Source organism: Bacillus cereus, assembly GCF_002564555.1.
Classification (GTDB): Bacteria; Bacillota; Bacilli; order Bacillales; family Bacillaceae_G; genus Bacillus_A; species Bacillus_A cereus_K.
This window is the reverse complement of sequence record NZ_NUVD01000017.1, coordinates 84,625-96,246: the sequence shown is the minus strand read 5'-3', so window position 1 is coordinate 96,246 and position 11,622 is coordinate 84,625. Positions and strand designations below refer to the sequence as shown.

The following is an 11,622-nucleotide window of genomic DNA, read 5'->3' as shown; positions in this document are numbered from 1 at the left end:
TTAATTTACTTTTCGTTCTCTTCTTTTTCTTTATCAAACCATAACAGCTCATCATCATCAACTTCACCATTATAATTGATTAAGATCTCTTCTCCCGCTTTTATATCCTTATAAGCGAAGAAGTTAAACGTATGATTCTCAAAAACGATATCATACGTTGCATTCGGCGTATATGAATGATTAAATAACATACCGTAGCCTAAAAGAATTGCTGTATGATTTATCCCATACTCAAATGCGTAGTCAGCAAGTAACGTTTTCTCAATGTGTTCATGCTGTTCATTCGGATAAGAGATAACTGGTGCTGCGTGTATTAACTCACCCTTTTTAATATCACGAGTTGCAAATACACCTCTATTAAATTCTCCATCACTAAGTTCAGAAGTCTTAACTTCGATCATATAAGTCACCTATATAATTCTTTCTTTGAAGTATTTTATCTCCTTAAGCTTGGCAGAAAACGCGGAGAAAAGCAATTAAATTCCTACCCAGTATTCGTTAAATGCAAAAGAGCACATCATTTGTGCCCTTTTAAAACAATATTATTTTTCTAAAATATCTTCTAACAATTTTACTTGTTAGCTGACCTTGTGGAACATTCTTTAAAATATTCCATAAATCTCTACGTATCAATTACTTCAATTTAAATACCGCACTCACTGGGTTGTGATCACTATTTTCAAACTTCAAGTCTGTCCCTTTTACATTTACAATCTCAACATTCGGCGAAACGATAAAACCATCAATAATTGTGACAAAATTTTCGCCTTCTACATATTTCTTCACATCATCCCTCACAGTCATAACAGAAGGGTCTACAGCCCACTTAAATCCTCCATCAGTAAAACCTTTCGGCAACTCTACTAACCATTCCGGGCGTTCTTTCACAAATTTCGGATCACTTAGCTGAGCGTTAGAAATTAATTGATTCCAGTCTCCGCCCATTATTACATAATCACCATTTTGATAATACTTGTTCATATACTCTTTTAAATACTCTGCTTGCTGCTTTCTAATTTTTCCACCTTCATCATAAGCAGACAAATGTAAGTTTACGAGCCTAACATATTTCCCATTATTAACCGGTATTTTATATTCAACAATCGCTCGATCTAAATCAAATAAACGCTTTGGCCAAGGCTCCATTCCTGGTAATTGGAACCTCTTCGCTGTTTGAACTTTATATTTAGAAAACGTACTTAGTCCAGCCTCCGCATATCCCATTGGACTTGTAATTGGTACAGGAACCCATTTTGTATCATAGTTCTTTCCGAATGACGAAGCATAATCAGGTAATCCTTTTTTCAAAAATTCATGTTCATTTATATCAAATGAACGAAGCGATTTGATATCTACTTCTTGTAATAAAGTAAAATCACTATTCTCACTTTGTAAAAACGAAAGCATATTCTTTAAGTTAACTTCAGTCTGTTCTTTACTACTTGAACCAGATCCCTTTCCCCCATCCATAAAGAAATCTTGATCCTTATCTAATCCAGCATAGCCAATATTGAATGTCGTGACTTTAAATTCATTTCCTTGCTCTAATACGCGCTCCTTATTGTTTTCCATCTTCAAACTTATAACATCAGCCGGCTGTTCTTTTGTAAGTGTCATATATCCTAAAAATCCACCTAAAATGCCTGCTCCTACTAAAATGAATATAAGTATTACTTTTAAAAACTTCTTCAAACAAACGACCCCTTTTCTAGAAACACAATTCATTCTTCTTTATTTTCAGTTAATTATAACAAAATGACAAACGCAAGAAATATTTTACCACACTAAAAAAATCACATCATTATATTTAGGTTTTAAGCAATTTATATAAGTTGTAATCACCTCGAAATTTTCATTGAAATTTAACGGCAAGATTTAGTACACTATATGTAATAATCATAGGCGATGGAGTTCGCCACAACTGCTATTTAGCTAATGACTCCTATCAGTATACTTGCTGGTAGGAGTCTATTTTTTTGAACAAACTATGTAAGAGGTGAGGAAATTGATTTATATTATCGTTGGTATAGCCGGTATATTAGGAGCCCTTTCCCGTTATTATTTAGGTCTTAATATTCATGTATTTTGGCATCATTCGTTTCCATTAGCTACATTACTTATTAACTTGATCGGCTGCTTCTTATTGGCATGGCTGACAACTTACATTTCTCGTCTAAATATCCTTCCTTCTGAAATAATCACCGGAATCGGAACCGGATTTATCGGCTCGTTTACAACGTTTTCAACATTCAGTGTAGAAACTGTACAATTAATCAATCATTCCGAATGGAGCATGGCCTTCTTATATGTATCATGTAGCATACTCGGTGGTCTCATTATGTCTGGCCTTGGCTATACACTTGGAGATTCCTTAATTAAGAAACAGCTTACGGAAGGTGATTACTCATGATAGAAGTCTTCTTAGTGGCAACTGGAGGATTCTTCGGTGCGATTACACGCTTTGCAATTAGCAATTGGTTTAAAAATAATTATCCAACTGCATTTCCAATTGCTACATTCCTCATTAATATAACAGGTGCTTTTTTACTCGGGTATATAATTGGAGTAGGAATATCTACAGGCTGGCAACTTTTATTAGGTACGGGTTTTATGGGAGCATTTACGACATTTTCGACGTTTAAGTTAGAGTCAATCCAGCTTTTCAAGCGTAAAAAGTTTGGTACATTTCTTATATATATAAGTACTACTTACATAGTTGGCATCCTCTTCGCATTCCTTGGAATGAAACTCGGTGGAATATAAAAAAGCGACTACTTCATAATAAAGTGAAAAGACCNNGGTCTTTTCACTTTATTATGCTTTATTTTTTCGAAACACCGACAAAATAGCCACGAATAAAATCGCAATAATTCCAATGAAAACAAATAAATAAGCTAATGGAATTAAGAAAAATGGTTCCACTAAAGTTCCATCCGGCTTCACTTCGGAACCAATTATATTAAACATAATGATACATAACACTCCTAAAAATATTGGACTAGAGGCTAATAAAAATTTATTTTTCATAATATATTCTCCTTCAATTTCATAATTAATTTTTTTGTATTCCTTTTCACTATTCTTACTACCCTCATAATAGATTCATTCACATTATAAGTCAACAATTTTTTATCGTTTTACAATAAACATTTACTGTTTATCACAATAAAAAAAACTACAGACAAATCATTGTCTATAGCCTCTTCACTCAATTATTTGGATCCAAAATACGCTTTTTGGAACATACACATTCTTATCGCATTATGGTAGTTACCGTCAACGAAAAACTCATCTTGCAGCTCACCTTCAACTGCAAACCCAACCTTTTTATAAACATGTACAGCCTTTTCATTCACTTTATCAACAACTAAATAGAGTTTATGCATATTTAACACAGAAAAAGCGTAATCCATCGCCAAACGTGTCGCTTCCGCTGCATATCCATGACCTTGATAATTCGGGTCAATAATAATTTGGAATTCTGTTCTACGGTGAATATAATCTATTTCTACTAACTCGACCAATCCAACCATCTCATTATCTTTCTCCACAATAAATCGGCGTTCACTTTGATCGTGTATATGTTTATCATATAAATCCTGTAGTTCTACAAATGCCTCGTACGGCTCTTCAAACCAATAAGACATAATATGTGCATTATTATTAAGCTCATGTACGAACTTCAAATCTTCTCGTTCTAATGGACGTAATTTCAACTCCTGATTCATTCCTATAACCTCCAAGTAAAAGAAACCTCTTCACTTAATTTCTCAATTTTTTTCAATTTCAAACGCCCTATTTACATTGTAAACTTTCAAGCAACTTGAAGGTCAAGATGTAAAAAAATAGTGCAAACTTATGTCCACACTACTACTCTTTTCTCAAATCTCTCAAATTTGATATGTATAAAGCAATAACTAAAACAAGAATGGATCCTGCATATAACAACGTCTCAAACGGTTCATCGTGAGACACGATAATTAATCGGATTAAAGCCGTAATCCCGATATAAATAAAATAGCGTAACGGAAAATGGTAATTCGATTTGAAATACTTAATGATTAATGCGATAAACTCAAAGTATAAGAAATATACGATGATACTTTCAACTAATTTATACGATGTATATTTCTTCGCTGAAAATATGTATTGAATAAATGTGATTGTCTCATTAATTAAAAAGATAGATAAGACAATGGATAATATGATTAATGCTATATTCAATATCCACTGCAAAACACTGGCAATATAATGATCGATATTAAATTTCACTTCCACACTTCCCTTCATGTAAATACTTATTTATTATAGCAAAATTATAATCAGTGGGGGGTGTCCATCCCCACTAATTATTAGCCCACACCAATTGGGCGTTTACAGGCAGCCCGAATCCCACCTAACTTCTTTGCTCCAACTGAATTTTGAGGCGGGAGTTTTACTGCCCACAAATAGCGGGATAAAAAGAAAGGCGGAGAAAACCATTACTGTATTCTCACCTATCCTATTATTTATAAAAATTTTTCAGACTTACATTTTTATGTAAATAATGTATAATTATACTATAGGGGGCATGGTATAAATGTTAAAAAAAGTAGGAACAGCACTTATTACAATTTCTTTATCTGTTAGTTTATTAGTTGCCTGTAGTAATAAAGAAGAAACAGCTACACAACCGCAACAACAAGATCAATCTAAGCCTGTGGAAAAATCTGAGCCAAAAGAAACAGGAAACATTACTGACAAAGAAGAAACAGCTACACAACAACAAGATCAGTCTAAACCTGTGGAAAAATCTGAGCCAAAAGAAACAGGGAACATTACTGACAAAGAAGAAGCTACACAGCCGCAACAACAAGATCAGTCTAAGCCTGTGGAAAAATCTGAGCCAAAAGAAACAGGGAACATTACTAACAAAAAAGAAACTACACAACCACAACCACAACAACAAGACCAGTCTAAGCCTGTGGAAAAATCTGAACCAAAAGAAGCAGGGAACATTACTGACAAAAAAGAAGCTACACAGCCGCAACAACAAGACCAGTCTAAACCTGTGGAAAAGTCTGAACCGGAAGTAACAAGCACCATTACAGACACAGACGCTAGAAAATTAATAGCTAATTTCCTTGGTATGAATCCACCTGAATTAATCAATATAAAAAATTACGGGAAAACGAAAGATGGAAGAGAAAAATATACCGCAAGAAATAATCCAGAATTCGTCGGTCACACTGGTGGTACAATGTTAATTGGATGGTTTGCGATAGACCCAAAAACAAAGGAAGTAACAGAAATTGAGTCAACAGACATGTAATAGTAATCATATAATTACTAAAAAATATATCGATTGAGGAAAGCCTCAAACAAAAAAACCATAACCTCGCCACTTTGGCAAAGTTATGGTTTTTATTCTATTACTCCCAAACACAAAAACAGACCGTTATGTTCCTATAACAGTCTGTTTTAAAAACCAATTTCCCTTAATTATATCTTCTTTTATTCATCACTAACATCAGTAATCCAAATACAATCAAAACTCCACCTAAAAATGGTTCATATGCTTTATGACCACCAGTCTGCGGTAACTGTTTTCCAGCCCCTTCTGATTTTTCAGGTGTTTGTTTTTCTTCTTTTGGGTTCTCTGAAGGTTTTACCTCTTCTTTTACCTCAGGCTTTTCTTCCTTCGGGTTCTCTAAATGATTTTCTTCTTCTTCTATGCAGGGAGTTATTATGGCTAGTCGAGTATCAAAAAATAATATACACCATCATTATTTTCTAGAACAAATAAGACAACTTCTTAATTCATATTCAGTGTAAAAAACAGACACAACATAAAATAAACCAGCTACAAACGTAGCTGGTTTACTTTATGTTTATTTCATACTTTACGGATTCTCTAATTTATTCAATTATGCCTTCCGATCATAATATATATGAATTTATATAACAAAATGTTATTACTCTAAAAGTTAATCACAGACATTCACAAAAATACATTAAAAAACAAGCGGAGCGTAATGTAATGATGAAGCTTGAAAATACGCTTCATGTTGGTCAAAGAATTTACCATCTAGTTGCAGAGTGCCGAAAAAAGTGAAGTAAACAAAAAATAACCTCAAAATCAACTTTTATTGTATATTTTGGAGTTACTTTATGTTTACAATTACATGGTAGAGATGATTTCGTGCTTTTTCTTTTGATTTTCTATAGCCTTCGCCTTAATAAAAGATTTATTTCTGCTTTCCTACACATACTTAAAAGTAGGAGACTTCTTGCAAATTGTGTTAAAATTTTGTGAGATACTATTCAATATACATTAATAAAGGTGAGGGTACCCAGTGAACAATAACAACAATACATATTGCACTATGGTTATATTTGGAGCAACAGGAGATTTAGCGAAGAGAAAATTATTTCCTTCTATATATAGCCTATATAAAAAAGGGCAGCTCTCTAAAAATTTTGCTGTTGTTGGTGTAGCGAGACGTGAATGGAGTGACGATGTATTTCGTGAAAATGTATTAACCTCTATTCAAGAATCAAAAATTGAACCAGGGAATGATTTAGATGAATTTTTAACTCATTTCCGCTACTTAGCGTTTGATGTTACGAATACTGCTTCATACCAAGATTTGAATGCATTAATTACTAACCTTGAAGAACAATTCAATATTCCAGGAAACAGAATGTTTTATATGGCGATGGCTCCTGAATTCTTTGGAACAATTGCTTCTTACTTGAAATCAGAGGGCGTGACAAACTCAAGCGGCTGGAATCGATTGATTATCGAAAAGCCTTTTGGACATGACTTGCCATCCGCACAAAAATTAAATGAAGAACTTCGTCACGCATTTGCGGAAGATGAAATTTATCGTATTGACCATTATCTAGGAAAAGAAATGGTTCAAAACATTGGCGTTATTCGTTTTGCAAACGCAATATTTGAATCATTGTGGAATAATAGATACATCTCTAATATTCAAATTACATCCAGTGAATCTTTAGGTGTAGAAGATCGCGGCGGGTACTATGACAATTCCGGTGCCTTAAGAGATATGATACAAAACCATATGTTACAAATGGTTGCTTTACTGGCAATGGAACCGCCAATTCGTTTAACAACAGAAGAAATCCGAAGCGAAAAAATTAAAGCATTACGTTCACTTCGACCAATAGCAGTAGACGAAGTGGATCAATATTTTGTGCGAAGTCAGTATGGTCCAGGAGCAATCAACGGAAAAGAAGTTCCTGGGTACAGAAGCGAAAATAAAGTGGATCCAAACTCAAGAACGGAAACATTTGTGGCGGGTAAATTATTAATAGATAATTTCCGCTGGGCTGGTGTGCCGATCTACATTCGTACAGGTAAACGCATGCAAGAGAAATCAACAAAAATCGTTATTCAGTTTAAAGAATTGCCAATGAATTTATATTCTAAATCAGAAAACAGCGTTCATCCGAACCTGCTTATTATTCATATTCAGCCGGATGAAGGAATTTCTCTTGTTTTAAATGGTAAGAAAATCGGTACTTCTGAAAAGACGAAACCATTTAAACTTGATTACTGCAATGACTGCGTAGACGGAGTAAATACACCAGAAGCTTATGAGAAGCTGATATATGATGCAATTCAAGGCGATGCAACAAACTTTACTCACTGGGATGAAGTAGCGTTATCATGGAAATTTGTTGATGTTATTTCTAAAGCATGGAAACAGGATGTATCAACCGATTTACTTACTTATGAATCAGGATCAATGGGACCTCAAGCTTCAGATGATTTACTTGCAGAAAACAGCTTCCATTGGTGGCCAATTTCAGATGATAGTGACTACTCAATCTAATCATAGCAAAAGCAAAAGGAGAATTTTTATGAAAAAAGTATATGACATTACAGTACCTATTTACGAAGGAATGCCTGTATATAAAAATAAACCGGAAAAACAACCTCAACTTTCTAAAGTTACAAACGGTCATGTAACAGAATCCACATTAAAAATGGATGCTCATACAGGAACGCATATTGATGCGCCTTTACATATGATCAATGACGGAGACACGTTTGAAACACTTGATATCGAGAAATTGGTGGGCGAAACAAAGGTTTTTGACCTGACACATGTTGAAGGCGGTATTACTGCTGAAGACCTGAAAGATTTTGATATTCAAAAAAGTGATTTTGTCTTATTTAAAACAAAGAACTCCTTTGATGAAGGATTTAACTTTGATTTTATTTATTTAGCTGAAAGCGGTGCGAAGCTACTTGCTGAAAAAGGCATTCGCGGTGTTGGTATTGATGCATTAGGTGTTGAACGTGCACAAGAAGGCCATCCAACTCATAAAACACTATTTGCACACGATATTATTGTAATCGAAGGATTAACATTTAAAGAAGTAGAAGCAGGAACATACTTTATGGTCGCAGCCCCATTAAAACTAATGGGTACAGATGCAGCACCAGCGCGTGTGTTATTATTTCAATAAAATGAAACTGCCCGTTAATGCAGAATAAAAAAATGGACCAAGATTGAAATCTTGGTCCATTTTTTATTTTATATCCATTTCGTATGGAATGTACCTTCTTTATCTACTCGTTTATACGTATGTGCTCCAAAATAATCGCGCTGCGCTTGTAACAAGTTTGCAGGTAGTGTTGCAGTACGATAGCTGTCATAGTAAGAAATCGCTGCTGAAAATGCAGGTACCGGAATACCTTGTTGTACAGCCAATGAGATAATTTGACGTAATCCGCCTTGGTATGACTCCACAATTTCTTTAAAGTATGGGTCAAGTAAAAGATTCGGTAAGTCAGTGTTCTTCTCATAAGCTTCTTTAATGTTCTCTAAAAAGGCTGCACGAATAATACATCCGCCTCTCCAAAGCATAGAAATGCTACCAAAATCAAGGTTCCAGTCATATTCCTCAGAAGCTGCCTTTAATTGCGTGAATCCTTGCGCATAAGAACAAATTTTACTCATATATAAAGCTTGGCGCACTGCTTCAATTAATTCTGCTTTTTCAATTCCAAGCGCTGGTTTATCTTTAGGGCCAGATAATAATTTGCTTGCATGCACACGCTCTTCTTTTAAAGCAGAAATACAACGTGCGAATACAGATTCTGTGATAATCGGAAGAGAAATACCTAAATCAAGTGCACTTTGACTTGTCCATTTCCCTGTGCCCTTTTGTCCGGCAGTATCAAGAATAACATCCACTAATGGCTTTCCAGTTTCTTCATCTTTCTTCGTGAAAATGTCTGCTGTAATCTCGATTAGATAACTGTTCAGTTCGCCCTTATTCCATTCAGCAAATATTTCATGAAACTCTTCTGCAGTCAAATCAAGTGTTTGTTTCAAGAAGAAATATGCTTCACAAATTAATTGCATATCTCCATACTCAATACCGTTGTGAACCATCTTTACATAGTGGCCCGCTCCATTAGGTCCGATATAAGAACAGCAAGGCTCGTCATTCACTTTTGCAGAGATATTTTCAAGCATATCCTTCACTTTTTCGTATGCAGCCTTCTGTCCGCCCGGCATAATAGACGGTCCCTTCAATGCACCCTCTTCTCCGCCTGACACACCTGCTCCAATGAAATTGATTCCTTCTTCGGCAAGACGTTTGTTTCGGCGAATTGTATCGACAAAGTATGTATTACCGCCGTCAATTAAAATATCACCTTTATCGAGGTGAGGAAGCAGAGAATCAATCGCCTTATCTGTAATTTCCCCTGCATTAACCATTAACAAAATTTTTCGAGGTGATTCAAGTGAGTTAACAAAATCTTCAACCACATGAGTACCAACCATGTTTTTACCACGGTTTTCCTCAATAATTTCATTTACTTTTTCCTTTGAAATATCATATAGGGCAACAGAATACCCTTTACTTTCAAAGTTAAGTGCGAGGCTTTTTCCCATAACGCCCACACCAACAACTCCAATTTGTTGCTTTGGCATATTTCATCGTTCCTTTCTATGCATGTTACTCTGTCTATATTATAGTATATATACCTAAAGTAAAACTTTAATCAAATAATCCATCTTATTCATTTCAATATTCTCCGCCAAAATGCGTGCAAAAGGTCATGGGAACACGGCACATCGTCATCAAGTTAAAAAATAAAGAGAAACTTCCATCCTTATCAATTAATCATAAAAAATCACATCATCCAACTTCCGTACCCCTTTTACTGTCTAGAAAGGTCTATACAAATAAGCTTAGTAATAAAGTAAATCCTAATCCGGCTACGGAAATGATAGTCTCAAGCAAGGTCCATGTTGCAAATGTTTCTTTCATGCTTAAACCAAAGTACTCTTTGAACATCCAGAAACCCGCATCGTTCACGTGTGAAGCAATTAAACTACCAGCTCCTGTTGCAAGGACAACTAAAGCAAGGTTAACGTCAGAGTGACCTAACATCGGGATCACTAAACCGACAGTTGTTAATGAAGCAACCGTAGCAGACCCTAATGAAATACGCAAGATGGCAGCGATAATCCATGCGAGCAAGATCGGTGATAATGAAGTTCCTTTGAATAATTCGGCTACATAGTTACCAACGCCGCCATCAATTAATACTTGTTTGAAGGCTCCGCCTCCGCCAATAATTAAGAGCATCATCCCAATATTTGAGATCGCTGCTGTACAAGATTCCATCACGTTTTTGATTGGAATATTTCTTGCCAATCCCATTGTATAGATCGCAACTAATAAGGATATCAACATGGCAGTATCCGCATTCCCAATAAACTGGATCGCTGCTAGTAAACTATTATCTTTAAATCCTATTGTTTTTTGCAGCAAAGTAATAATTGTAGCGATTGCCATTAAAATAACAGGCAGTAAAGCGGTAAAAACACTGATTCCAAAGCCAGGAGTTTCTTCAAGTTTAAATACTCTCTGCTCGCCTAAAGATTTGATATTACCAGTTTTTGTGAATGCTTCAGGTACTAGTTTTTTTGCAATTTTAGTAAATACAGGGCCAGCTAAAATAACTGTTGGAACCGCTATCATAAAACCATAAAGTAATACTTCACCGATGTTTGCATGTAACTCACCAGCGATAGCAGTTGGTCCTGGGTGTGGCGGTAAAAATCCGTGTGTTACAGATAAAGCTGCTGCCATCGGTATACCGAGATATAAGATAGAAACTTTTAATTCTCTTGAAATAGCAAATACAATCGGAATTAATAATACTAATCCTACTTCAAAAAATAATGCAATACCGATAATAAATGAGGCAGTCACAACAGCCCATTGAATGTTCTTTTCACCGAATTTCTTCACAAGGGTCATGGCAATGCGTTGTGCGCCCCCAGAATCTGAAAGCAACTTACCTAACATCGCACCAAGTCCAAAAACGAGAGCTAAATGACCAAGTGTTCCGCCTAATCCTGCTTCAATGGTTTTAACAATTTTTTCTGGCGGCATTCCAAGTGCTAAAGCAACACCGAACGATACAATGATTAATGAAATAAAGGTATTTAATTTAAAGCGCATTATCAGTAAAAGTAATGCTAAAATCCCAATGGCTACAATGACTAATGGCATCGTAATTCCCCCCTAATATTAGCTGTATTTGTGTTTATCCCCTATTTTTTTGGTAGTAACCCCCAACCT

At 35.2% G+C, this 11,622-nt stretch carries 13 protein-coding genes, 2 pseudogenes and 1 riboswitch; of the genes and pseudogenes, 7 read left to right on the top strand and 8 right to left on the bottom strand.

The genetic code is table 11. From position 1 onward, the window contains the following. Nucleotides 1-5: 5 nt before the first annotated feature. On the bottom strand, nucleotides 6-401 hold the full coding sequence (locus COI75_RS09415; protein ID WP_000573648.1) for an SET domain-containing protein: 396 nt from the start codon (nucleotides 399-401) through the stop codon (nucleotides 6-8). A gap of 232 nt (nucleotides 402-633) precedes the next feature. Continuing rightward, the gene (locus COI75_RS09410; protein ID WP_000714063.1) at nucleotides 634-1,692 is read right to left on the bottom strand and encodes an endonuclease/exonuclease/phosphatase family protein; all 1,059 of its coding nucleotides are present in this window, start codon (nucleotides 1,690-1,692) and stop codon (nucleotides 634-636) included. A 200-nt stretch (nucleotides 1,693-1,892) separates the two neighbouring features. Continuing rightward, nucleotides 1,893-1,952: riboswitch (Fluoride riboswitch) on the top strand. 53 nt (nucleotides 1,953-2,005) lie between these two features. Between COI75_RS09410 and crcB (COI75_RS09405) the strand changes: the two genes are divergently transcribed. Further along, on the top strand, nucleotides 2,006-2,410 hold the full coding sequence (gene crcB, locus COI75_RS09405) for a fluoride efflux transporter CrcB (RefSeq protein WP_000639311.1): 405 nt from the start codon (nucleotides 2,006-2,008) through the stop codon (nucleotides 2,408-2,410). Continuing rightward, on the top strand, nucleotides 2,407-2,763 hold the full coding sequence (gene crcB / locus COI75_RS09400; protein ID WP_000573560.1) for a fluoride efflux transporter CrcB: 357 nt from the start codon (nucleotides 2,407-2,409) through the stop codon (nucleotides 2,761-2,763). The genes crcB (COI75_RS09405) and crcB (COI75_RS09400) overlap by 4 nt, the downstream gene beginning before the upstream one ends. Nucleotides 2,764-2,814: 51 nt before the next feature. Here the strand turns inward: crcB (COI75_RS09400) and COI75_RS09395 are convergent, their stop codons facing one another. From COI75_RS09395 to psiE, 3 genes are all read right to left on the bottom strand, one after another. Beyond that, nucleotides 2,815-3,027 carry a DUF3955 domain-containing protein gene (locus COI75_RS09395; protein WP_000790786.1) on the bottom strand — a complete coding sequence of 71 codons (213 nt, stop codon included), beginning with the start codon at nucleotides 3,025-3,027 and terminating at the stop codon, nucleotides 2,815-2,817. 185 nt (nucleotides 3,028-3,212) lie between these two features. Next, nucleotides 3,213-3,728 (bottom strand): spermidine N1-acetyltransferase, encoded by a 516-nt coding sequence (speG, locus tag COI75_RS09390; protein WP_001071082.1) that lies wholly within the window; start codon nucleotides 3,726-3,728, stop codon nucleotides 3,213-3,215. Nucleotides 3,729-3,870: 142 nt separating this feature from the next. Further along, nucleotides 3,871-4,290: a phosphate-starvation-inducible protein PsiE gene (gene psiE, locus COI75_RS09385; RefSeq protein WP_033657056.1), complete on the bottom strand. Its 420-nt coding sequence runs from the start codon at nucleotides 4,288-4,290 to the stop codon at nucleotides 3,871-3,873. Between the two features lie 289 nt (nucleotides 4,291-4,579). On the opposite strand from psiE, the gene COI75_RS09380 reads away from it, so the two are divergent. Then, complete coding sequence (locus tag COI75_RS09380; RefSeq protein ID WP_000915086.1) at nucleotides 4,580-5,311, top strand: hypothetical protein; 732 nt, start codon at nucleotides 4,580-4,582, stop codon at nucleotides 5,309-5,311. A gap of 166 nt (nucleotides 5,312-5,477) precedes the next feature. On the opposite strand, the gene COI75_RS27635 is transcribed toward COI75_RS09380, so the two are convergent. Continuing rightward, nucleotides 5,478-5,714 (bottom strand): LPXTG cell wall anchor domain-containing protein, encoded by a 237-nt coding sequence (locus tag COI75_RS27635; RefSeq protein ID WP_368665678.1) that lies wholly within the window; start codon nucleotides 5,712-5,714, stop codon nucleotides 5,478-5,480. On the opposite strand from COI75_RS27635, the pseudogene COI75_RS09370 reads away from it, so the two are divergent. From COI75_RS09370 to COI75_RS09360, 4 genes and pseudogenes are all read left to right on the top strand, one after another. Next, nucleotides 5,698-5,814, top strand: a pseudogene (locus tag COI75_RS09370) (TetR/AcrR family transcriptional regulator); the annotation flags it as partial. The gene COI75_RS27635 and the pseudogene COI75_RS09370 overlap by 17 nt on opposite strands. 169 nt (nucleotides 5,815-5,983) lie before the next feature. Continuing rightward, a pseudogene (locus tag COI75_RS27630) lies at nucleotides 5,984-6,067 on the top strand (GNAT family N-acetyltransferase); the annotation flags it as partial. A gap of 298 nt (nucleotides 6,068-6,365) precedes the next feature. Further along, the gene (zwf, locus tag COI75_RS09365) at nucleotides 6,366-7,841 is read left to right on the top strand and encodes a glucose-6-phosphate dehydrogenase (protein ID WP_000234253.1); all 1,476 of its coding nucleotides are present in this window, start codon (nucleotides 6,366-6,368) and stop codon (nucleotides 7,839-7,841) included. A 28-nt stretch (nucleotides 7,842-7,869) separates the two neighbouring features. Further along, nucleotides 7,870-8,481, top strand: coding sequence for a cyclase family protein (locus COI75_RS09360; RefSeq protein ID WP_000758426.1), 612 nt, complete (start codon nucleotides 7,870-7,872; stop codon nucleotides 8,479-8,481). Nucleotides 8,482-8,549: 68 nt separating this feature from the next. On the opposite strand, the gene gndA is transcribed toward COI75_RS09360, so the two are convergent. Both gndA and gntP read right to left on the bottom strand, forming a co-directional pair. Further along, complete coding sequence (gene gndA / locus COI75_RS09355; protein WP_098448332.1) at nucleotides 8,550-9,959, bottom strand: NADP-dependent phosphogluconate dehydrogenase; 1,410 nt, start codon at nucleotides 9,957-9,959, stop codon at nucleotides 8,550-8,552. A gap of 247 nt (nucleotides 9,960-10,206) precedes the next feature. Then, nucleotides 10,207-11,553 (bottom strand): gluconate permease GntP, encoded by a 1,347-nt coding sequence (gene gntP, locus COI75_RS09350; protein ID WP_001131714.1) that lies wholly within the window; start codon nucleotides 11,551-11,553, stop codon nucleotides 10,207-10,209. Between the last annotated feature and the right edge of the window lie 69 nt (nucleotides 11,554-11,622).